The organism is Bradyrhizobium sp. ARR65 (assembly GCF_000472385.1).
Lineage (GTDB): Bacteria > Pseudomonadota > Alphaproteobacteria > Rhizobiales > Xanthobacteraceae > Bradyrhizobium.
Window position 1 is genome coordinate 13,019 of sequence record NZ_AWZU01000051.1, and the last position, 22,303, is coordinate 35,321.

The 22,303-nt window shown below is 61.1% G+C and carries 16 protein-coding genes; 7 read left to right on the forward strand and 9 right to left on the reverse strand.

The genetic code is table 11. From position 1 onward, the window contains the following. Positions 1-379: 379 nt before the first annotated feature. Positions 380-3,664, reverse strand: coding sequence for a TonB-dependent receptor domain-containing protein (locus F758_RS45290; RefSeq protein WP_051387134.1), 3,285 nt, complete (start codon positions 3,662-3,664; stop codon positions 380-382). Between the two features lie 1,293 nt (positions 3,665-4,957). Then, on the reverse strand, positions 4,958-5,335 hold the full coding sequence (locus F758_RS0135445) for a hypothetical protein (RefSeq protein WP_024512301.1): 378 nt from the start codon (positions 5,333-5,335) through the stop codon (positions 4,958-4,960). 1,081 nt (positions 5,336-6,416) lie between these two features. On the opposite strand from F758_RS0135445, the gene F758_RS0135460 reads away from it, so the two are divergent. From F758_RS0135460 to F758_RS0135470, 3 genes are read left to right on the forward strand one after another with little or no spacing between them, the layout of a single operon-like run. Further along, on the forward strand, positions 6,417-7,637 hold the full coding sequence (locus F758_RS0135460) for an efflux RND transporter periplasmic adaptor subunit (protein ID WP_245286682.1): 1,221 nt from the start codon (positions 6,417-6,419) through the stop codon (positions 7,635-7,637). A gap of 46 nt (positions 7,638-7,683) precedes the next feature. Then, the gene (locus F758_RS0135465; protein ID WP_024512304.1) at positions 7,684-10,929 is read left to right on the forward strand and encodes an efflux RND transporter permease subunit; all 3,246 of its coding nucleotides are present in this window, start codon (positions 7,684-7,686) and stop codon (positions 10,927-10,929) included. 49 nt (positions 10,930-10,978) lie between these two features. Continuing rightward, positions 10,979-12,562, forward strand: coding sequence for an efflux transporter outer membrane subunit (locus tag F758_RS0135470; protein WP_024512305.1), 1,584 nt, complete (start codon positions 10,979-10,981; stop codon positions 12,560-12,562). Positions 12,563-12,589: 27 nt separating this feature from the next. On the opposite strand, the gene F758_RS0135475 is transcribed toward F758_RS0135470, so the two are convergent. Both F758_RS0135475 and F758_RS53045 read right to left on the reverse strand, forming a co-directional pair. Beyond that, the gene (locus F758_RS0135475) at positions 12,590-13,141 is read right to left on the reverse strand and encodes a hypothetical protein (RefSeq protein WP_157450318.1); all 552 of its coding nucleotides are present in this window, start codon (positions 13,139-13,141) and stop codon (positions 12,590-12,592) included. Between the two features lie 107 nt (positions 13,142-13,248). Next, positions 13,249-13,569, reverse strand: a complete 321-nt coding sequence (locus F758_RS53045) for a hypothetical protein (protein WP_349543748.1) — start codon at positions 13,567-13,569, stop codon at positions 13,249-13,251. Between the two features lie 410 nt (positions 13,570-13,979). On the opposite strand from F758_RS53045, the gene F758_RS0135490 reads away from it, so the two are divergent. From F758_RS0135490 to F758_RS51155, 3 genes are all read left to right on the forward strand, one after another. Further along, positions 13,980-14,447 carry a phasin family protein gene (locus F758_RS0135490; RefSeq protein ID WP_245286683.1) on the forward strand — a complete coding sequence of 156 codons (468 nt, stop codon included), beginning with the start codon at positions 13,980-13,982 and terminating at the stop codon, positions 14,445-14,447. A 191-nt stretch (positions 14,448-14,638) separates the two neighbouring features. Then, complete coding sequence (locus F758_RS0135495; RefSeq protein ID WP_024512309.1) at positions 14,639-14,872, forward strand: hypothetical protein; 234 nt, start codon at positions 14,639-14,641, stop codon at positions 14,870-14,872. A gap of 21 nt (positions 14,873-14,893) precedes the next feature. After that, entirely contained in the window at positions 14,894-15,133 is a 240-nt protein-coding gene (locus F758_RS51155; protein WP_024512310.1) for a hypothetical protein, read from the forward strand. Here the strand turns inward: F758_RS51155 and F758_RS0135505 are convergent. Both F758_RS0135505 and F758_RS45295 read right to left on the reverse strand, forming a co-directional pair. Continuing rightward, positions 15,105-15,857 (reverse strand): Crp/Fnr family transcriptional regulator, encoded by a 753-nt coding sequence (locus F758_RS0135505; RefSeq protein WP_245286684.1) that lies wholly within the window; start codon positions 15,855-15,857, stop codon positions 15,105-15,107. The two genes, F758_RS51155 and F758_RS0135505, sit on opposite strands and share 29 nt — an antisense overlap. A 397-nt stretch (positions 15,858-16,254) precedes the next feature. Continuing rightward, positions 16,255-16,653, reverse strand: coding sequence for a PAS domain S-box protein (locus F758_RS45295; protein WP_035724222.1), 399 nt, complete (start codon positions 16,651-16,653; stop codon positions 16,255-16,257). A 351-nt stretch (positions 16,654-17,004) separates the two neighbouring features. Here F758_RS45295 and F758_RS0135515 point away from each other — a divergent pair, with 351 nt between their 5' ends. After that, on the forward strand, positions 17,005-17,733 hold the full coding sequence (locus F758_RS0135515) for a hypothetical protein (protein WP_051387135.1): 729 nt from the start codon (positions 17,005-17,007) through the stop codon (positions 17,731-17,733). A 55-nt stretch (positions 17,734-17,788) separates the two neighbouring features. On the opposite strand, the gene F758_RS0135520 is transcribed toward F758_RS0135515, so the two are convergent. From F758_RS0135520 to F758_RS0135530, 3 genes are all read right to left on the reverse strand, one after another. Next, positions 17,789-18,217, reverse strand: a complete 429-nt coding sequence (locus F758_RS0135520; protein ID WP_024512313.1) for a GlcG/HbpS family heme-binding protein — start codon at positions 18,215-18,217, stop codon at positions 17,789-17,791. Then, entirely contained in the window at positions 18,210-21,188 is a 2,979-nt protein-coding gene (locus F758_RS0135525; RefSeq protein ID WP_024512314.1) for an FAD-binding and (Fe-S)-binding domain-containing protein, read from the reverse strand. The genes F758_RS0135520 and F758_RS0135525 overlap by 8 nt, the downstream gene beginning before the upstream one ends. A gap of 236 nt (positions 21,189-21,424) precedes the next feature. Further along, on the reverse strand, positions 21,425-22,198 hold the full coding sequence (locus F758_RS0135530; protein WP_024512315.1) for a GntR family transcriptional regulator: 774 nt from the start codon (positions 22,196-22,198) through the stop codon (positions 21,425-21,427). Positions 22,199-22,303 lie beyond the last annotated feature (105 nt).

The following is a 22,303-nucleotide window of genomic DNA, read 5'->3' on the forward strand; positions in this document are numbered from 1 at the left end:
GGCGAAGACCGCCGCAAATCGACAGCAAGCCGAAACGGACGACAGCGCGCCGGATAAACCCGGGCCTCGACGCATGCTCAACGAGGCGCAGGTTTTGGCGTTAATCCCGGTCTCTCGAACCACGTTGCACAGAATGACGAAAACCGGGCGCTTTCCCAAACGGCACATGTGTCAGCGCGAACTGCAGGCTTTGGTTTGCGGACGAAATCGCAGCTTGGCAGGACGATGTTGATGAATTTGACCCGAACCGTGGCAGGGGCAAGGGGGTGTCGCCGCCGTGTTTCGCTTAGTCAATTCCATCAACTCGTCGGCGGGGCTGAGCATGGACGATGACACCTCCGGGTAGTGGTTCGATGTCACCGAACAACTCTGGATCCCCTCAAAGTCCGAGCAATCCATCAAAATGGTAGTTCACGCCGGCTTTAACCTGGTTGACTGAGGTCTCGACGCTCACGCTATTGCCGAACGGGTTCACCAGGGCCAAGGTTTTGCTGCCGAACTCGAGATGATCATACTCGAGCTTTGCCGACCAGCGAGACCCCAGCATGTATTCGAAGCCACCGCCGACGGTCCATCCGGGCCTGGTCGAGCTGGTCAAGGTTGAACCGTCGAGCCCGCTGTTCACGTCCATGCGGTAATCGGCATTCATCCAGGCGGCGCCGCCCTTCACAAAGAGCATCAGCGGTCCGCTGACATAGCCGACCCTGCCGGTCAACGTGTCATACCAGTTGTGGTCGCTGGTAATCGAGATGGCGGCTGTGCCTGCGGGATCAATGAAATTGCTCTTGCCCTGAGCCGTCGTCCAGTCGAGCTCGGCCTCGATCCCGACCAGCGAGGTCGGCGCAACCAGATAATTGTAACCGAACTGCAAACCGCCGAGCACGCCGCTCGGATTGGTCGCGCCCCAGCCAATCGGCGTGAGCACCTGCTCGCCGGCGCTGAACGCGCCGCCGAAGTTGGCGCCGACATAGGGGCCGGCCCAATAATAGGCGGTCGGGGCTGAGGCTTTGGTGTAGACGCCGGGCAGCACGCCGGGAGTCTTCTCCGGAGCCCCGATCTTCTGCGATATGCCGAAGTAGTATGCGCGCCGCGGTCCGTATTGGGGCGCAAACACGCCGATGCCGCTGCCGTTGCGGATCTGGTAGATGTTGTCGGTCAAATTGACCACGTCGAACCGGACCGTAACCGGCAGTCCGTTCCAACCGTTGGCGAACTCATGCGACACGCCGGTATTGAGCTGCCAATAGGATGGGAGATGGTCGCAGTTGGGGCAGACCACCCCCGCCGGTGTCGTCCGCAAGCCGCTACCGTAGATAAAGGTTGCGCTCGCGGTGGTGCCGTCCAACCAACTGTAGTGCGTGTCGGTCCATCGGTATGCGAGTCTTCCCGAACCCGTATAGGTCTGATCGTGGTCGGTGTGGATCCAATGGTTCTGGATGTAAACCAGATCGTCCGGGCTGAACAGAGTCTGGTTTGATGCAACGGTGTGTGCGTGCTGGACGCCCCATGCCCAACTGGTGTCAGCGGAGAAGCCTCCGTACCTGAACCTGAGTTTCAGTTCGGCGCCGTAGTTCTCGCCTTTGTCGTAGTTGAACGCGGTGAGTACATAGGCCTGGCCGAACTGCCCATCGTCAAGCAGGTCCCTGGCGGTCTTGTAATAGATGCTGCCGCCGAGTTCGAGGCTCGGACAATTTGCCGCTGCGACGGGCGCTTTGGTCGGCATTGCGCCTGCTGTCGTCGGACATTGCGGCAGCAGTTGCTGCACGAAGCCGGCGTCGTACACGTTGGCCCGTTCGGGTTGGATCGCACCGACATTCTGCAAAGGCTGGCCAGCCACCTGGCCGGGCAGCACGGCGGCCTGATCGGGGGTGATGGTCGGGGCAGTCGCGGTGGTCCCGTTGAAGATCTGGGTCGGAATTGTTCGGCCAAGCACTTGGAGTGGCGGTTCGAAAGTCCGCATGTAGCCGATGTGCAGGACAGTCGACCACCATGGCCTGTAGGTCAGGCTCGCGCGCGGACTGAGCTGGTTCGCATCGACATATTGGTAGATCTGATCGAACCGCAGGCCGTAATTGAGCGTGAGTTGTTGGGTCAGCCGCCACTCGTCCTGGGCGTAGACCCCGAGCTGCCAGCCAAATAATTTGCTGGCGTCGCCAATGTTGAAGGGCGTGTCGATCGCCGTCAGGCCGCTCGGGTCGTTCGGGTCGAGCGGCTGAACGGTGCTTACGGTTGCTATGCTGGTCTGCTCGCCGTTTGTGTAAAAGCCGGCGCGAACAGTGTGTGCATCGTTCAAGCGGTAGGAGAAGTCGCCCGAAACGCCGTTCAGGAACGAACTGCGGAAAACATCGGATGCGACGTTGTTGATGAAGAGATCGCCCACCGGGTCTGGGACGAAGTGAATATCGCTGTAGCGCGAATAATAGGAAAGCTGCGCATCGAAATTGCCTTCGGATTTCTGCCAGGCAATGACGTTGTAGGCGTTCTTCTCGTATTGGTTTTGATTGAGGGTGGCCGAATCGAATCCGGTCTTGCCGAACGCCGTATAGGCCGGAGCATTCGGATTGGGGGTACCATCCGGGTTGAGGCAGGGGTTCGCGGGATCGAACGGACCACCGCAAAAGCCTCCCACATTGCCGGGCTGCCCGGGATTATTGGGAATCTGGTATCGACTTTCGCCGAAACCCGAAATGGTGACCACCCGCGCCGTTGGATCAAGCACCGTCGAGGTGTAGGCAAAGAACCTGCCCTGTTCCGAGTGATCGTGAATGGCGTTGAGGGAAGATATTGGATTCTCGAGACCGAGGCCGGTGTTGAAATAGCGGCCGGCGACGTAATAGTCGGTACTGCCTTCAACCCCGCCATATTCGAAGCTGGGGGTGATCGTCTGGCGGCTGCCGCCGTAGATGCTGACGCTGCCGCCGGAGAGCGCCGCTCCGGTCTTGGAGGTGATGTCGATGACGCCGGCCGTATGCAGGCCATATTGCGCCGGCAGCGCACCCGTGAGCAGCCCGATGCTGCCAATGAATGACGTCTCCAGAAGCTGCGAGAAGCCGGATACGCCGTCGGGCAGCAGAATTCCGTTGATCCGGTACTGAACGTTGGCGTGCTCGTTACGGACGTGAAAATCGCCCTGGTTCGTCGAATCCTGATAGACCCCCGGAAATTGCAGCACGATATCGCTGAGCTGAGCGGCGCCTCCCTGCGGGATGGTCTCGAGGTCCCTCTGGGAGAGTTCATAGTTCGTTGTGCCGGTCTTCGGCAGCAGGACATTGTCGCGCCGCTGGTCGAAGTTCTGGGTCTGCTGGACGACCTGACGATTGGCCGCGGCCTGGACCTGCTCCGCAGTCGGCGCGGGCGGGGCGGGCGCCGCCGGCGCTGCCGGCGCCGGGGCTGCTTCACGTGTCACCACGGGTGGCTTCCGTTTGGGCTTGGCGGCCTGCTTCGGCGCTGCGACCCTGGTCTCGGGAAGCACATGTGAAGTATTTCCGGCTGGCGCTGTGGGTGCATTGCCGGCCGGCGGGGTCGGCGCGTTTTCTGCAGGGGCCGGCGATTGCGCGGGAGCCGGCTGCGGCGAAGGAGCCGGTGTCTGCGACCGCGCCGGGCCGGGAAGGCCGTAGATCACGAGCGAGGCAACGCTGGTGGCAAAGACTCGTTTTGAGAGCATTAACATCTCTCCCCACCCGAAACGGATTCTGGTCACCAATCAATTGGCAAAGCGCCTGCCGTCGACGTGCGATGCCAATTCCAATTATTTCTTATGTAACTTATTATTTCTTATGTAACATTATAACGTGTGTCGCGCGAGCAACACGGGGCACATTTCTTCTGCAAGAACCGAGGGTCGAGACGGTCAAAGAAGAGCCGAAAACTAGCTCGGGTGCAGCAAAGCTGCCCCAGCAAAATCGCTCAAAGCTGGTCTCTCCATCGACGCGGTGCTCGATCACTCGAGGCCGACGGATTCGATTTCGCTAGACCGCACCCGCACCTAGTTAAGAATCTCAAGGTGCTTGAAAGCAGAAAACGGAATTAAGAGGGTCCTGTTGGTATTGTCTGTTCTTAGAACGATCCAATTTGGCCCGAGCGCGGTTACGATGCCTTGGTCGGCAAGCCAAGTGCCGCCACCCGTAGTCCCTTTATCCCATTGCCACTCGTACCGAACCATTATCCTTGTCACACCTGCCTTCAGAAACTGGCTAACATCCGAGGTAGGAGGCACCGCAGCTGGTTCAGACGTTCGTCCGAAACCAAAACTGGCCGTCCCGCCGATGATGAGCAATGCTAGGCAGAGTAGGCGCATACGCATGACGTTATCTCCCCTCATTTTTGGTAAAACTGGTCTCATCACTTTAGCGCGGCAACCAGCGGTGGGTTAGTTGTCGAGGGCCTTAGCTCATTTCGAAATTCATCGCGCCAGCCCCAAAGACGGTAGCTGGACGAGAGAGCAGTTAGCTACGTTCCGACAAATGACAGGACCGCTTTGGGTCCAAAACCCGAACGGCGCTTCTGGGCTAATTCCGGGTTCACCAGGTGCAGACATGGGTCCGCGAGAGCATTCTGTTGGGCCAACTATGCCAATTGCTTAGTTTCAGCTGAACTAAGGCCTATTGGGCCCGCCTCGCCCAGGCCTTCCACCATATCGGCGAATATCGCCGAAGCTTTTGGCTGCTCTACGTTTTATCGGTTCTCTCGAGGAGCGAAAAAAGGCTTGGCGCCAGGACCACACGACTTCGCCGTTCGCGATGAGCCTCAAGCAAGGACAGTCGACGGCTTGGTACTAGTCCCTCGAATTCTTGCAGCAAGGCGATTGAGCGTCGTTCATCTTTCGACTCCATCGCGTCCACCGCATCCTGTCCCACGTTTCGTGACGATCGGCCGTAACGCCCCTCTTGCCGGGACAGGATGCGGTGGAGGGTGGTGGTGATTTGCCCGACGGTGCAAGCCGACGGGATGCGGCAGATTAACGCGACGGGCGAATCAAGTCGCGTTTATTGGGAGCATGCGGCTGGCCTCGCCAAGAAAGGCATTTCACATACACGACGTAGTTCGGCCTTCCCGTTATCAGTCCAAAAATCTCCGTCTCGAACCTGGCTTCGCCGACAATCCGATTCTTGGAACAGAAGGGCCTGACGATTTGCTTCGCCAACAGAACGCGATCATTCCGCACCTCGGGATTATAGCGGTAATCATATGTGTTCTGAACGTGGATGATATAATCATAAGGCCAGCCCGAGGGCGCGGCCTCGATCGTCGACGCGCCGCGCGGCTGCGCGCACACCGACCACGGGAGCGCGGTCATCGCAAAAATCAGCAGCCCTCTTGCTCGCTTGAGCGCCATCGGCTCTCTCGATATTGAACCGCAGGAAATGCCACGCGCCACGCTACGAGTGCCGTGTCGGAGTTATGGCTAGAGAGAATAACCGATCGAGCCTTTGTAAGTTCGATGTAAGTTTTTGAAAGTGAGAAACATGATCAGAAGAGCTTGCGCGCTTTTCCTTCTCTGCAACTTATGGATCGCGCCGGGCTTCGCGCAAGGCGCTGTTGGCGGGCCGAAGCAGAACCAAAATTACGTCGGGGGCCCCACTGCGCAGAAGAACCCGGTCGTTCCTCCGCGGCGCGGGGAAATGACGCGAAACGCTCAGTCGATACCAAAATCAGCAAAAAAATAACTGATCCGAGGCCCCCGGTACGTTCTCGTTGCAGCGCTTCTTCCGGTCTCTCAGTCCGTTGTCGATGCGACGCTACTTCGACGCCTTCTCGATGACTTGAGCTATTGCGGATACCAGCGCGGCAAGACCTGCGACTGCGGCGACGCGTGATTGTGTGGCCAATTCGGACACGAAACCCTGTCCACCAAAATGCGCGGCGAGACCGAGCCTAAGAGCCACGCGGAGCGCCAGCCCACTTGCCACAAAAGCGGAAACAAAAGCCGTCCAGAAAGCGAGAGTTCTATTCATCGCGCCGCCGTCCAAGAGAAGCTGCCGTCCGTGGCACGAACCTGGAAATTTGAATCTCGCCGCGCCGACTGCGCGGCCATCGTCTTCACCTGGCTTGTCCCACCAGCTTCAATTCTACTCGTCGTGATGAGCCGTGACGCGATCAACGTACTCGCAGAGCTGAATTTGCCACAAGCGGCTTGTCTGCGTGATGCCAGTGGGACGACGAGGGCTCTTGTAAGCTCCGCGTAACGTTCGCGGTGCTTTCGTAAGCCTGGCGTAAGCATCGCTGCTCATTTGAGCATACGATTAAGCGTGTGCTTGCAGGCGACTGAAGAGCAAATTAAGGGAGCAATTGAAACTTGCCGGATCGCCGACCGTGCTGCTGGCCTATTCCTTCTTGTCTACTGCCGCTCCGATGGCCAACGCGGCCGCAGCAACAATCTTGGTCTTGGTTGATCCAGCGATGATGCAGAGATTCGCATGAGCCTCTTTCGAGATTTCCGACGAGCCAAAACCACCCAGGCAATCATGTGTGGGATTGGCGTTGTGACGCTGGTCTGGACAAAGCTCCTTCTTCTTCCTGGCTCATCGCAGACAACGGGCATTGTACAGTCGATCGCCAAAAGCTCCGGGCAATCCGGTCAGGGCGATGAGACCGTCGATCTGTCGGAAAAACAGGCGGCCTCGATCAGGGTTGGCGCGGTCGAGCTGCGCGACTTTGAAGTCTTCAAGACATCGGTCGGCACCATCGACTTCAACGAGAACATGTTGGTCCAGGTCTTCTCGCAATATCCGGGCAAGATCCTGAAGGCCTTTTACAATGTGGGAGATGACGTCAAGCAGGGGGACATTCTCTTTACAATCGATAGCCCCGATCTCCTGCAAGCCGAGTCCACGCTGCTGGCGGCCGCCGGCGTGCTGGAGCTGCAAAAAAAGGTGCTGGCACGGGCGACGGGCTTGTTGAAGCAGGGCGGCATGGCCCAGAAGGATGTCGATCAAGCGACGTCGGACGAGCAGACGGCGGAAGGCAATTTCAAAGCTGCCAAGAATGCGGTGCGCATCTTCGGCAAGACCGATGCGGAGATCGACAAGATTCTGGCCGACCGCAGGATCGACTCGACGCTTGTCGTGGCGAGCCCGATCTCGGGACGGGTCGTCAGCCGCAATGCCGCGCCGGGATTTCTGACCCAGCCCGGCACTGCGCCCGCGCCGTTCTCGGTCGCGGATATCTCGACGATGTGGATGATCGCGAATGTGATCGAGACCGATGCGCCGGCCTACCGGGTCGGCCAACCGGTCGACGTGACGGTGCCGGCCTATCCGGACAAGGTATTCAAAGGACACGTTACGGCGCTTGGCTCGATCATCGACCCGAACACGCGTCGGCAACTGGTTCGCTCCGAGGTCGAGGACCCCGATCATCTCCTACGCTCGGGAATGTACGCAAGCTTCGTCACTCGCGTCGAAGGACCGGTGCGCTCCGCGGCGGTGCCGGCCGACGGCGTAGTGCGGGAGGGGGACGGTACGATGACGGTGTGGGTGACCAGCGATAGCCGCCATTTTACCAAGCGCACGGTCAGCATTGGCCTGCGCGAGAACGGCTGGCTCCAGATTCTCGACGGCTTGCAGCCCGGCGAAATCGTGGTCACCGAAGGCGCGGTATTCCTGAGCAACAAGCTGTTGCTGGGCGCCGCGGACTGACCGCGATCGGCACGACAATATTGAACGGAAATCGGGGCAGGTTCAGTTGATCAAGGCGCTACTCGAATTCGGGCTAACGCGGAAGGCGATCGTTGTTCTGGGCCTATTGGTGTTTTGCGCCGTCGGGCTGATTGCGTTCACGAAGCTGAACATCGAAGCATATCCCAATCCGGCGCCGGTCATCCTCGAGATCACAGCGCAGGCTCCCGGGCTTTCCGCCGAGGAGATGGAAAAGTACTATACGATACCCATGGAAGTCGGACTTTATCCGACACCCGGCGTGGTCAACATCCGCTCGACGTCCTTCTACGGTTTATCGTTCGTCCGCGTTACCTTTGCCTACGGCACCGACTATTACTTCGCGCTGCAGCAGGCCTCGATCAGCCTGCAGCAGAATGTCACCCTGCCCGGAAATCTGGTGCCGACCATCCAGGCGTCGAGCCTCGTTGGAGAAATCTATCGCTACCAGATCGTGGGGCCGCCGCATTTCGGGCTGACCAATCTGCGCACCCTGCAGGACTATGTCGTCACGCGCCGTCTGCTCACGATCCCCGGCGTTGCGCAAATCAACAGCTGGGGCGGCACCACCAAACAGTTCAATGTCGATGCCGATCTCGAGAGGCTGGAAGCTTACAACATCAGCATTCCTCAGCTCATCTCGGCGATCGGCAATGCCAATGTCAATGTAGGCGGCCGCGAGATTTCGGTCGGGCAGCAGTCGGTCAACATCCGCGGCATCGGCTTGATCGACAGCGGTGGCGCCGACGACGTCACCAAAGGCTACCACGTCCAGGACATCGAAAATATCGTCCTGACACAATCCGGCGGTCTGCCCATTCGAATTAAGGATGTCGCCAAGGTCTCGGTCGGTTATGTGCCAAGGCTCGGTATCGCCGGGCGCGACCATGACGATGACGTGGTCGCCGCGATCGTGGTGATGCGGCGGACCGAGCACACCAACGCCATCATCCCGAAAGTGGAGGCCGCGGTCCAGAAGCTCAACACCGACGGCAGCCTGCCGCCGGGCGTGAAGATCGTTCCTTTTTACGACCGTAGTTCGCTGGTGAACGTCACCACCCACACCGTGCTGCACAACCTGATCTTCGGCTGCTTGCTGGTATTTCTGATCCAGTGGTTTTTCCTGGGCGAACTGCGCAGCGCCCTCATCGTCAGCGCGAATATTCCGTTCGCGCTGTTCTTTGCGATCATCATCATGGTCCTGCGCGGAGAGGACGCCAACCTATTGTCGCTTGGCGCCGTTGACTTCGGCATCATTGTCGATTCCGCCGTCATCATGATGGAGAATATCTACCGCAACTTTCAATCACCGGCGGAACATCGGCGGGCTCTTCTCCAGCAGCTATCACAAGGGTTCTGGGGGGCGGATCCGACGTCGACGACCGGACGTGAGGGAAGCAGCACGCGATGGACGGAGCGAATGCGCATCATTTTCGCGAGCGCTCTCCAGGTCGACAGGGCCGTTTTCTTTACCGCCGCGATCACCGTCACCGCTTTCGTCCCATTGTTCACCATGCAGGGCGTCGAGGGGCAGATTTTCGGCCCGATGGCGCGCACCTATGGTTATGCGCTCGCGGGCGCGCTGATCGCGACCTTCACGGTGACGCCGGTCCTGAGCGCCCTATTGCTGCCCGGCGAGATCCGCGAGGTTGAAACCTTTATCGTGCGCGGCCTGCGCGCCGCTTACACTCCGGTGCTGCGCTGGGCACTTCGAAACGTCAGAACCGCGGTCATCGTCGGCGGCGTCTTTCTCGCGCTGAGTTTTCTGGCTGCGTCGCAACTTGGCAGCGAATTCCTGCCGGCGTTGGAGGAAGGCAACTTCTGGATCAGGGCGGCGCTGCCGCCAACGATCTCGCTCGAGGCCGGCACCGAAGCCACCCGCAAGATGCGCGAAATCCTGCTCCGGCATCCGGAGGTCATCACCGTGGTATCGCAGCATGGCCGGCCCGACAATGGCAGCGACGCCTCGCCATTCTCGAATGTCGAACTGTTTGCCCCGCTCAAGCCATTCGACGAGTGGCCCGCCTATCTCAGCAAGGAAAAGCTCACTGAGGAGCTGCAGAAGGAGTTCGCCGACGAGTTGCCCGGGATCGGCTTCAACTTCTCGCAATATATCCAGGACAATGTCGAAGAAGCGCTTTCCGGCGTTAAGGGAGCGAACTCCGTCAAGATCGTCGGGCCGAACCTGGAAGTGTTGGAAAAGCTCGCCAGCCAGGTCAAGGACGAGATGGCCAAGGTGCGTGGTGTCGAGGACCTCGGCATCTTCCACGTCCTGGGGCAACCGAACCTCGACATCAAGGTCGATCGCGAAAAAGCCGCGCGCTACGGCCTCAACACCGGCGACGTCAACACAGTGGTCCAGGCGGCGTTGAGCGGTACGGTCGCCAGCACTGTTCTGGAGGGCGATCGGCAATTCGGCGTGACGGTCAGGCTCAATCCCAAGTACCGCAGCAGCATCGATGCCATCCGCAAGGTCAAGGTGGCCTACTCGACGCCATCGGGCACGAACGCCTATATCCCGTTGAGTGAAGTTGCCGATATCACGCTCGATACCGGGGCCTCCTTCATCTACCGCGAAACCAGTCAGCGCTACATCCCGATCAAGTTCAGCGTGCGCGGCCGCGACCTCGGTTCGACGGTGGCGGAAGCCCAGGAGCGCATCGCCAAGGCTGTCAAGCTGCCGAACGGCTACCAGATTCTCTGGGCCGGCGAGTTCGAGGACCTGCAGAATGCCAAACAGCGCCTGATGGTGGTCATTCCCATCACGCTGCTGCTGATTCTCGTGCTGCTATACGGGCTATTCAACACGCTGCGCGACAGCCTGTTGGCACTCGCCGGCATTCCCTTCGCGATCGGCGGCGGCCTGATTGCGCTCTACCTGGCCGGCCTTGCCTTCAGCGTTTCGGCGGCCATCGGCTTTATTTCGCTGTTCGGCGTCGCTGTGATGGACGGTATTCTCAACATCACCTACTTCCGCGAATTGCGCGCGCAGGGCATGGATGTTGCCGAAGCGGTGTTCCGCGGCGCCGAGCAGCGCATGCGTCCGATGCTGATGACGGCCCTTTCCGCAGGCGTCGGGCTGTTTCCCGCGGCGATTTCCCACGGCATCGGCAGCCAGGTGCAACGGCCGCTCGCGACTGTGGTCGTCGGCGGCATGTTCATCGGACCGCTGCTACTGCTCGTGGTTGCGCCGGCGCTACGCCGGATCTTTCTGACGCGGGGAACTGCCGAAATCACTGATGGCGGAGATGCGGGCGATGCGGAACCGACCTAGGACGGGGTCGGGACTCCCCGACAAAAAGCGCTTTGAGTGGATCGGACTGATGCGAGGCCCCGCCCATCGACTGCGACGTGCCGTCTCCGGCATGCCGGCGGCAGCCGTGACCTTGGTGCTTGCCTTGGCCACGTCGGGCTGCGTCGGTCCGAATTTCGTGCCGCCGGCGGCGCCTGCGGTCGACGGCTATTTGCCTGGAAAGCTTGCTTCGCCCGGGCCGACGCCAAGCGCGCCGAAGGTCCCGGCCCAGCACTTCGTCACTGGCGAGGCCGTCTCGGCACGCTGGTGGGCGGCTTTCCGCTCGCAGCCGCTCAACGATCTGATCCGGGACGCTGTCAATCACAGCCCGACCCTGCAATCGGCCGAGGCGGCCATCAAAATTGCCCAATTCAATGCGGAGGCACAGCGCGGCCTCTGGTCACCGCAGGTCACCGGCAACTCCATGTCGCAGCAGATCCTGCAATCCAATGCCGGCACCGTGTTCGGCGGCGATATCAGCGCGGTGCCGCAGACCCAATTTTCGCTGATCACCCACCAGCTCACGGTGAGTTTCGTGCCGGATGTCTGGGGCGCCAATTTCCGCCAGGTCGAAAACCTCGACGCCGTCACCGAGCAGCAATTGTTCATGCTCGAGGCCGCCTATCTCACGCTGACTAGCAACGTCGTGACCGCCGCGATCCAGGAAGCTTCGTTCCGCGGCCAGATCACCGAGACCAAGCGCGTCATCGAGATCGAGCGTCATCTGCTCGACATCCTCAAGCGCCAGTTCGATGCGGGGCAGGCGGCAAAGTCGGATGTGCTGGCACAGGAGGCCGCACTGGCCGCGGCCGAGCAGTTGCTGCCGCCGCTGGAAAAGCAGCTCTCTATTCAGCGCGATCTCCTGACCGCCCTTGCCGGGCGATTGTCATCCGACGAGGTCGCGGAGAAATTCGATCTCGCTCATATGAAGCTGCCGGCCAACCTGCCGATCAGCCTGCCCAGCAAGCTCGTCGATCAGCGTCCGGACGTAAGGCAGGCGGAAGCCAACATGCATTCCGCGAGCGCGCTGATCGGGGTCGCGATTGCCGCGCGGCTTCCGAACTTCACGCTCTCGGCCAATGGCGGCACCAGTGCCTATAATTTCGCTCAGAGCTTCGTGCCGGGCACCGGCTTCTACACCCTGACCGCAGGCGTCACAGCGCCGATCTTCGACGGCTTTACGCTCTACAACAAGCAGAAGGCGGCTGAGGCCGGACTCGATCAGGCCGAAGCGCAATACCGCGCTACAGTCATTACGGCGTTCCAGAATGTCGCCGATGCCTTGCGGGCGCTGCAGGCAGATGCGCGCGCCGTGCAAGCGGCCCTGCATGCGGAAGAGACCGCCAAGGCGAGCCTCGACATCGTCGAAAAGCAGCTCCAGGCCGGTCAGGTCAATCAGCTCGCCGTCCTCAATGCGCAGCAGACGTATTTGACTGCCGTGGTGACGCGCGTGCAGGCCCAAGCCACCCGGCTGTCCGATACGGCAGCGCTGTTCATGGCACTCGGCGGCGGCTGGCCGACGACCTGCACCTCCCCGGTCTGGCGCGAATGTGCGGTGGGGCAGGCCGCACCGGCCAGCCCCGATCAGCCCCAGCCCGTCGGCAGGCCGCTCTAAACCGCTGTTCGGGTTGCCTAGTCTAGGCTACCAGGCGACCACGGCGCAGAGAATTGCCAGCGGCAGCAAAATGGGTCCGAGATAGAGCCAGGTTCGATATCCGGCGGTATCCCTCGGGAGGATGAAAAGGTGGACAAGCAGCCAGCTACAGACCGCCACTCCCAGCGCGACGCGTACAGCGTCGCTGGGCGTCTCCCAAATCGACCAGATGTGCTCGAGTTGAGGGCTGGCAATGCGCGCGGTAATGATGATGAGGATGGCGATAAAGGCCGTTCGAACCGCCAATCCTCCGAACCAATCGGCTCTGGATATATCTACGTCCGGTACTTTTGCTTTCGCCGCTTTCACAGGCAACTCGCCTAGGCAAAATTGCGATCGAGCTACATCTAAATGGAGTTTCGTCCAAATGAAGTAGTGAGCCTCATGCGCTTGGGCCAGGCCTACCGAGCGCGTCAAGCGAAATGCATCGTCGCAACAGAGTCCCGCGACCGAGCGCGGCCTCAAGTCGGTTTTGGCGAGACTGAGAGAAATCGATATGACGACGAGGGGCATAGCACTCGCAGCGATGCTGCTGCTCACGAGCTCCGCCGATGCGGCGGCGCAGCAGAAACAGCGGTCATGGTCATGCGTTCTCGAGATTCTATATTCCGAGGAGCTACCGATCGGGCCGCTGTTTCATCACACGATCAAAGCCACATTATTGGTGACCCCTCCCAAGGCTCAACCATTCGAAGCCACTGTTTGGAAGGTGATCCCGTGGCAAGTTCCGCCGCCCCGCCGCGGCCAACACCTGCGGGGCTCATGCGACCCGGCTGCGTCGGTTTTTCGCTGGTTTTGAAGGCAATGACTTCGCGAGCACCCGCTTCGGTGGCGTGGCGGGCAATATTGCGAATGTCACCCTCGGGCCGGCTTTCGGCGACGAATTTCTTGTAGCCCTTTAAGTTGAGATAGCCTTGCATGTCGCCGACCGGAAAACGGGATCCGATCTGCGGGCCGATGCCGGCCACCTGGGATTGGAAGCAGCCGACGCGGCCGCCGCCATCATCGTGCCGTGCCCGATCCCGATGTTGGCAAGGCGCGTCGAGCTATAAGCAGCGCTCAACTGCGAGCGGATGGCATCGCCGGCTGGTTTGGTCCGCAGCCGGCGTGTTCCGGGCAACTGCGGCGCGCTGTGCGCCGCAGCAATTTTTGTTGATATGACGTTTGTATGTCTTGACAGTTTCGAAAAAATTTTTCTGCGAGAGTCGCAAACCGAACGGACGGCAGCAGCCGTCTCCGACATAGTTGCACTCGGGGTTGGCTAGAACTCACCCAAAACTGATCAACGGAAAGGCGGGACAACCCTCCGCCTCCAGGAACTCTCGCGCCGCAATATCGCGTCCCGGGAATAATCACGCTTGAGAAGGAATAGAGTGCTGTGAGTGAAAGTGACCGCAAAATCGAAACGAACGGAACGATTGGTTCGGGCATGCCGCTATTTGGATTCTCCAAAATCGCGCTGGCGGGTCCGCTTGGCGAGCTTGCCGAACGGGGCCTCGCCCGTGCACAGGAAGGCTGTGAGAAGATGAAGACCGCGTCCGAAGAGATGGCGGAAGCGATGCGTGAAATCTACTCGAGCAACGCCAAGACTACGACGGACTACGGGCTCAAGGTCATGGAGATTTCCAGGATCAACACCACCTCCACGCTCGATTTCTTTTCCCAGTTGCTCGGCAGCAAGTCGATGTCGGACGTCGCGGCGCTGTCTGCGACGCAAGCACGCAAGGCATTCGACACCACATCTGCCCAGAACAAGGAACTGTGGGAGCTTGCTCAGAGACTTGCGAAAGACACGGGCGAGCCGATCAGGAAGCACTTCGGCAATATATTTCAGCAGGCAAGCTGAAGGCGGCAGCGGGTCCGCGCTCGAGCTTCGCTCAAGAGGGCGATCTGGCCGGCTGGAATAAGCCAACCCGAGCATCCCACACTGCTCGATAAACAATAACAGGTGCGACCCCCCAATCACCGCACCGAGATAACAGGCGCGTTCCAGCTGGCCAGACCTTTTTGCTTCAGGAAATTCTCAAGGAGGGTGGTATGGGTATGGTCATGATCCAGTGTCCGGAAACGGGGCGTGCAATCCCCACCGGCATCAAGACCGATCGCGACAGCTTCTTACGCAGCCCGGTGTTTTTTGCGCGCACGCGCTGCCCGATCTGCAACACCGATCATACGTGGTTCGCGACGGAGGCCTGGGTCCACGAGCCCGTTGCCGCGGCACAGCTTCGCGACCGGACCGTCTGGCCCGGTCATCGACGCAGCTCACAATAATAATCCCGGCGGAGGGACGTCATGGCGCAAATGCAAAGACTCAGCGAAGCCTCTCCCTTGCTGCTTCAGGCCATGGACTTTCTTCGCGAAGCACGGCGGCTCAAGCCAGGTCCTGAACGCAACGAGCTACGGGAGGTGGCCAGGGAACTGCGCGATCTCGCCAGGTCGGAAGCGCAATCCGCATTGATGCTCGACCAGGCTCTGGACATCCCGCTCGGGGCGGCCGAATCCGCTATGGCCTCTCGGCCCGAGCCGCTTTGACTTCCGGGCGAGTTTCCTCGAACGGCGCGACCGAGCGCGGTGGTTTGGACAACTCTTTGTCGTATGCTGGGCCGATCCTGCTTCGCATCAAAGTATAGCAATCGCAGGTGATGTGCTCCAATTGTGCCCGGTCGATCTCCACCAAGCCGCGCCGGTCGCTTTTCAGGGCGCCCGCCGCCCGAAGCTTGCTCATCGCCAGCGTCACGGTCGTGCGCCGCACCCCCAGCAAATGAGCAAGCGCCTCCTGCGTCACGGGAAGGACATCATCGGCGACGTGGTCGTGAAGTTCGAGCAGCCACCGTGCCATGCGTTGCTCCACCGGATGCAACGCATTGCACGCGGCAACTTGCTGGAGCTGCAGGATCTGTGTGCGGATATGGACATGAACGACGTGTCTGATCGCGGCGCTACGGCGATAAGCAGACTGCAATTTTGCGACCGAGATTTGCGAGGCGGTACCGGCGACACGGGCGATTGCGGTAACAGGGGAGTGCGAGGGGCCCAGCACTGTGAGCGAGCCGACCGCGCCTTCCGGTCCCATGAGCGTGGTCGCGACCGTTTGTCCATTGGGCATTTCTGCCATGAAGGCTATGGCGCCGCTGTCGGGAAAATAGACCTGATTGAGTTCATCTCCCGACTGTACCAGGGCGGCATCGACTTCGAACGCGATGTTCTGAAGGTGTGGGGAGAGCAAATGAAAGTCCGCCGGTGGCAACGCCGCCAAGAGCTTATTCCCAACGTTGCTCGGGCGCCCTGTCACGGACTTTATCCTTCGGCAACGACACGTAAGTTCCTCACCGAACGTGTGGCCGTGGAGCAAGTTCCTAATTTGTCAGGAAGCCGGTGGGCTGACGAATCGCAATCATGCGGATGTATGTCGGTACCGGCTCGGATGGAGACGTTCTCGCCGCGAGTGGCGCGCCGTCTATTGGCCTGGACGTAGGATCTCAGCCGCTCGGGCCGGATCATCATCCCCCGCGGACAAGCTCTTTGCGACAAGCGGCTTCGACGCCGCTGATTGAATAATCGTTTCGGCAAGTCGAGCGCCAGATCAGAGATTTGCGGAATTGCTCGGGAGTGAAGTGCTTGGGAAATAAGAAATCCGAGCGGAATGACGGTGATCATTTTTTGCCACGCTCGCGCTCCACGCGCTCCGTCACGTCGCGCGCGATCGCGGCCGACCCCAGCACCTCGCCCTGGAAGTCCTTCACCAGTGCAAAAGTCATCTCGATGTAGAGCTTGCGGCCGCTCTTGTGCTGCGCCCGGGTGAGGGTGGGCCGACCCTGGAGCTTCATGGCGCCGCTGGCGATCGCCGCGTCAAAACCCTTCCAGTGTGCAGCGCGCAAATGCTCGGGAATGATCAGATCGAGGTTGTGGCCGAGCGCTTCCTGCGCGGAATAGCCGAACAAGGCAGTGGCGGCGCGATTCCAGCGCACGATCGAGCCGGAGCGATCGGCATAAATGAGAGCGTCGGCGATATCGTCGAGAATTCGCGCATTCAGGTCAGTTGGGGCGGTCATCTCTGTGCGTTCGGCGGGTTCGGCGGGGAGGAGGATGAGGCCAACATGGAGGCGGTGTGCTCAGCCAGAAGGTCGCGGAACTGCTCAGGTGGTCCTCTGGCTGCGACAAAAGCCTCCCGAGCATTGCCAAGATACAGTATCCCGCTTGCCCCCTGTTAGCGAGGGTCGCTAGTCCCATCGTCGAATATCGGAACCGGGCGAGAAACGGTGCGTTGCACCTTAGGCGCGCACGAACGACAACGTACTGGTGGGCGCCAGAAGGCAGCTACCCGCCACGGATCACCCGGAGTAGCTCCCCCTGCCGTCCACGACAATCGAGCGACATCGGCGCGCCTCGTAAAGGAGGTTTCCATGTCGACTATGACAACTTCGGAGAGTGGTTTCCAGGAAGCTGCGACTTACGGCGGGTTTGTTGATGCCATTGGCGGGGTGGCGACAATTGTCCTGGCGATCGTCGCGCTATCAGGAATCAACCAGCCTACCTTGGCGGCCATCGCGACCATCGTGTTCGGTGCCGCGCTGCTGATCCAGGGTGGCACGATGCTGACCGAATACACCAAGCTGATGTTTCCGGCCGGCGTAGCCCAGCCAGTCCAGGAAGGCGTGGGCGGCGGTGGTCTTCCGATCCTGTTTCTTGTGGGGGCATCAGGGATCGTGCTTGGCATACTTGCGCTGCTTGGCATCGCTGCGGGAACTCTCGTCTCCTGCGCAGTGATTGCATTCGGAGCGGCGCTGCTCGTGAGCAGCAATTCGGTCTGGCATCTTTACCGGACGAAGCAGCAGGCCTCACAGCAGATGATCAGCAACCGCGTGCTCTCGGGAGGCGAGATTCTTGCCGGCGAAATGGCCTCCGGTTCGGCGGCGGTCCAGTTGGTCTCGGGTGTTGCCGCGATCGTTCTGGGCATTCTCGCGGTGAGCGGCGTCTATACGGCCGTTCTCTCGCTGGTTGCCCTGCTGGTGATGGGTGCCACGGTGCTCCTGACCGGCAGCACATTAAGCGGCGCGGCTATGAGCTTTATGGAGCCCGCCGTGGCGCGTAGAGGCGGAACCTGGGCGCAGTCACCAGGCGTCGGCGAGTAAGCCGAAGCCCTTCTGCGCAAGGAAGCAGCGGCTGGCGCCGCTGCTTCCCTCACGTCTATCCCGCGTTCGCCTTCAGCCCCGCGGCCTCGATCCCCGCGATCGCGCAGATCTCGTCATTGTCCGAGGTGTCGCCGGAGACGCCGACGGCGCCAAGCAGCGTGGTGCTGTCCTGGATCAAGACGCCACCGGGCACCGGCACGAGGCGCCCCTGCGCGAGCGTATTCACCGCGTCGATGAAATAGGCCTGCTCCTGGGCGCGCTGATAGAGCGCGCGCGAGCCCATGCCCATGGCGAGCGCGCCGTAGGCCTTGCCGTGTGCGACCTCGGCACGCATCAGGCTGGTGCCGTCCTGCGCCGCGGTCATTTTGACCGCACCGCGCGCGTCCAAGATTGTGATCACCAGCGGCTTCAACTTTTTCTCGGTCGCCTTGGCGAGCGCGGCATTGAGGATCTTGCGGGCGATATCGAGTGTCAGTTCAGCCATTGAGCACGTCCTTTGCGAGCGGGGAGGGGTTTTGATCGGATTGCGCGCGATCGAGGCTCATCGCCAGCACTTGCGCCGCGTGCAGCGCGTTACGCTGCGCGCCATCCGCGATCTGGTGGCGGCAGGAGGTGCCATCGGCCACAATCAGCGTTGTGCCATCGGCGCGCCGCACGGCAGGTAAAAGCGACAGCTCGGCCATTTCCATCGAGGCCTCGTAGGTCTCAGTGCCGTATCCGAACGCGCCCGCCATGCCGCAGCAGCTCGATTGGATGATCTCGACCTTCAGTTCGGGCACCAGCCTCAGCACCGCTTCGACCGGCTTGAACGCGTCAAAGGATTTCTGATGGCAATGGCCGTGCAGCAGTGCTGTGCCTGCGATCGGGCCGAGCGGCAGGCGCAAGCGGCCGGCCTTGGCCTCGCGAGAGACGAATTCCTCGAAGAGCAGTGCATGCGCGCTGACGGCTTTTGCCGTATCGTCCTGGCGCAGCGACAGCAGCTCGTCGCGCAGCGTCAAGAGGCAGCTTGGTTCGAGCCCGATGATGGGTACGCCGCGCGCGGCGAACGGCGCGTAGGTTGTGACCAGGCGATCGAGCTCGGCACGTGCCTTCTCGACCAGGCCGGCCGACAGGAACGTCCGTCCGCAGCACAGCGGCCGCTTTCCGCTCGCCGGCCTCGGCATGTGGACGCGGTAACCGCCGGCGACCAGCACGCGCAACGCTGCGTCGAGATTTTCTCGTTCGTAGATGCGGTTGAAAGTGTCGGTGAACAGCACGACCTCGCGGCCATCCTGCGGGCCCATCGCATCACTCTCCGGCCGGAACACATCGCGCCGGAACGCAGGCAAGGCGCGCTTGGCGCTGATGCCGGCAAATCTCTCAAACAGCCGACGCAGTACCGGGCTGTCGTTACGCCAGTTGGCCAGCGGCGCGAAGCGCGCGGCGAGATCGGCGTAACGCGGGAGGTAGCCGACCAAGCGGTCGCGCAGCGTGAGCCCGTGTTTTGCGGCGCGCGCGGCCAGGACCTCGATCTTCATCTTGGCCATGTCGACGCCGACAGGGCATTCGCGCCGACACGCCTTGCAGGAGACGCAGAGTTCTAGGGTCTCCATCATTTCGTCGGAGCAAAGCGCATCTGGCCCGAGCTGGCCCGAGATCGCAAGCCGCAAGGTGTTGGCGCGGCCGCGCGTGACATGCATCTCATCGCGCGTCGCGCGATAGGACGGACACATCACGCCGCCCTCGAGCTTGCGGCAGGTACCGTTGTTGTTGCACATCTCCACCGCGCCCTGGAAGCCGCCGCCAGCGCCGGGATAGCCGGACCAGTCGAGCACGGTTTTCAGCTCGGCGACGCGATAATCCGGCGGATAACGGAACAGCGAGCGATCGTCCATTTTCGGCGCGTCGACGATCTTGCCCGGGTTGAGCACGCCCTCGGGATCGAAGCGTTGCTTGACCTCCTTGAAATCGGCCACGATGCGCGCGCCGAACATCGGCTCGTGAAATTCCGAGCGCACGATGCCGTCGCCATGCTCGCCCGAATGCGAGCCCTTGTACTCGCGCACCATGGCAAAGGCTTCCTCGGCGATCGCGCGCATCGCGTGCACGTCTTTCTCGAGCTTGAGGTTCAGCACCGGGCGCACGTGCAGGCAGCCTTCGGAGGCGTGCGCATACATCGTGCCGCTGGTGCCGTGCTTTCTGAACACGGCGTTGAGGCGGTCGGTGTAGTCGGCAAGATGCGGCAGCGGCACCGCGCAATCTTCGACGAAGGAGACGGGCTTGCCGGCCTCCTTCATCGACATCATGACGTTGAGGCCAGCGGCGCGGAACTCGGCAATGCTGGTCTGAAGTGCGGGATCGGTGATCTCGACCACGCCGCCCCATTTGCGCGTTGGATTATTCCAACCAAAGCCGAGATCGCCCATCAGTTCGGAAAGCTGTTTCAGCCGGCGCAGATTCTCGTCCTGGTCTTCTTCGGCAAATTCCACCAGCAGGAGCGCGTCCGGATCGCCGCGGACGGCGGCGCCGATGACCGGGACGAACATCGCGATCTCGCGCCCGAGCGCGATCATGGTGCGATCGACCAGCTCCACCGCGATCGGTTTCAGCTTGACGAGATGCTGGGTCGCATCCATCGCCTCGTAAAAGCTGCCGAAATGGCAGACACCGAGCACCCTGTTGCGGATCACCGGCCACAGTTTCAGCTCCACCTTGGTGGTGAAGGCGAGCGTGCCTTCGGAGCCGACCAAGAGATGCGCCATGTTGTTGGGCGTATTGCGGGGCGTCAGCGCATCGAGATTGTAGCCGCCGACGCGGCGCTGCACCTTGGGGAAGCGCTCGGTGATTTCTTGCGCCTCGCGTTCGCCAAGCGCGAGCATGTCGCGGAAGAGTTGAATTCCTTGCTCCGGCGCTTCCACGCCCGAGAGATCGCGCGGCACCTCACCGAAACGCATCAAGGTGCCGTCGGCGAGCGCCGCCTGCATCGATAACGTGTTGTCGCGCATGGTGCCGTAGCGCAAGCTGCGCCCACCGCAGGAATTGTTGCCGGCCATGCCGCCAATGGTGGCGCGCGAGGCGGTCGAGACGTCGACCGGAAACCACAGCCCGTGTTTTTTGAGCTGGCGGTTGAGGTCGTCGAGCACGATGCCGGGCTCGACGACGCAGGTGCGGCGCTCGAGGTCGAGCGAAATGATGCGATTGAGATACTTCGAGAAATCGATGACGATGCCGTCATTGATGGTCTGGCCGCATTGCGAGGTGCCGCCGCCGCGCGGCGTGACCTTGCGCGCTGCATCGCGCGCAACCGAAAGCGCCCGCAGGGCCTCGTCCATGGTGCGGGGGACGACCACGCCGGCCGGCATGATCTGGTAGAAGGACGCGTCGGTGGCGTAGCGGCCGCGGCTGAACCGGTCGAACAGGACCTCGCCTGATATTTCCGACCGCAAGCGGCGCTCGAGTTGGGACTTGGTTCTCATTTCCATTTCCGGATGCGCGATACCCGCTCGGTTCACCTCTCCCCGGCGGGAAGAGGTCGGCGCGCGGCGCCGGGTGAGGGCCGCGGGTCTCACGAAGGACCGTAAGCCCTCACCCGGATCGCATCATTCGATGTGATCCGACCTCTCCCAAACCGGAGAGGTGAACCGTGCGGCGGCTGCTTATCTCATCTCGCACAATTTCCAGAGTAGATGCAATCCGTCCCTGCCGCTTTCAATTATGCATTCACAATTGGCGGAGATGTGCCGTCTAATGGGGCGGCTGCCGTCCCATTCTCCGTCTCGGCCAGATGCTCGACGGCGGCGGTTCGTTTGTTGCGCAGGTGGTGAAACAGGATGTCGGAAAGCTCGCTGCCAGCGCGGCGGCGCAGCGCGTCCAGGATCGCCTCATGCTCGCGCATGGCCTCCGCCCAGCGCTGCCGCTTGCGCGCGAAATTGGCGGAATAACGCACCCGGCGAATGCGCCCGGCGAAGTTGACATAGGTTGCACGCAGGGTCTCGTTGCGCGAGGCCGCCACGATCTTTTCATGAATGCGCTGGTTGACCAGGAAATAATTGTGCATGTCCCGGTGCAGGTAATAGCCGTACATCTCGTAATGCAGCCGCTCGATGTCGGCGATTTCCTCGTCCGTGATATTTTCGCAGGCGAGCCGTCCGGCAAGACTTTCCAGGCCGCCCATCACCTCGAACAGCTCTTCAAGGTCTCGGCGGCTGAGCTGCCGCACCCGCGCGCCGCGATTGGGCAGCAGCTCGATCAAGCCTTCGGCGGCGAGCACTTTGAGCGCCTCGCGCAGGGGCGTGCGGGAAATGCCAAACAGTTCGCAGAGCTGGCGCTCCGGAACGCGCCCGCCATCCGGGATGTTGCCCTCGACCACGTAGTCGCGCAGCCGTGACAGGATCTCGCCATGCAGCGAGTTCTCCGCACGCTCGGCGCCGCCGGGACCGGTGTCCTTGGTCAGCGGCACGCCGTCTTCGGGAATCGTCGATTTCATGCGCGCAACGATAGTTTATGGAACCGTTAACGTCGATGGGATCAATTTTGAATGTAAAAACAGGATTGCACAGCTCGAAAATGAATGCAAAATTTGATTGACCAT

Bases quoted from the DNA above. Each gene is read 5' to 3' on its own strand.
- F758_RS0135520 (WP_024512313.1), bottom strand. From the start codon at position 18,217: ATGGCTGAACTGACACTCGATATCGCCCGCAAGATCCTCAATGCCGCG.
- F758_RS0135470 (WP_024512305.1), top strand. From the start codon at position 10,979: ATGCGAGGCCCCGCCCATCGACTGCGACGTGCCGTCTCCGGCATGCCG.
- F758_RS51155 (WP_024512310.1), top strand. From the start codon at position 14,894: ATGGCGCAAATGCAAAGACTCAGCGAAGCCTCTCCCTTGCTGCTTCAG.
- F758_RS0135515 (WP_051387135.1), top strand. From the start codon at position 17,005: ATGTCGACTATGACAACTTCGGAGAGTGGTTTCCAGGAAGCTGCGACT.
- F758_RS45290 (WP_051387134.1), bottom strand. From the start codon at position 3,664: ATGCTCTCAAAACGAGTCTTTGCCACCAGCGTTGCCTCGCTCGTGATC.
- F758_RS0135495 (WP_024512309.1), top strand. From the start codon at position 14,639: ATGGGTATGGTCATGATCCAGTGTCCGGAAACGGGGCGTGCAATCCCC.
- F758_RS0135525 (WP_024512314.1), bottom strand. From the start codon at position 21,188: ATGAGAACCAAGTCCCAACTCGAGCGCCGCTTGCGGTCGGAAATATCA.
- F758_RS45295 (WP_035724222.1), bottom strand. From the start codon at position 16,653: ATGACCGCCCCAACTGACCTGAATGCGCGAATTCTCGACGATATCGCC.
- F758_RS0135530 (WP_024512315.1), bottom strand. From the start codon at position 22,198: ATGAAATCGACGATTCCCGAAGACGGCGTGCCGCTGACCAAGGACACC.
- F758_RS0135460 (WP_245286682.1), top strand. From the start codon at position 6,417: ATGAGCCTCTTTCGAGATTTCCGACGAGCCAAAACCACCCAGGCAATC.
- F758_RS0135445 (WP_024512301.1), bottom strand. From the start codon at position 5,335: ATGGCGCTCAAGCGAGCAAGAGGGCTGCTGATTTTTGCGATGACCGCG.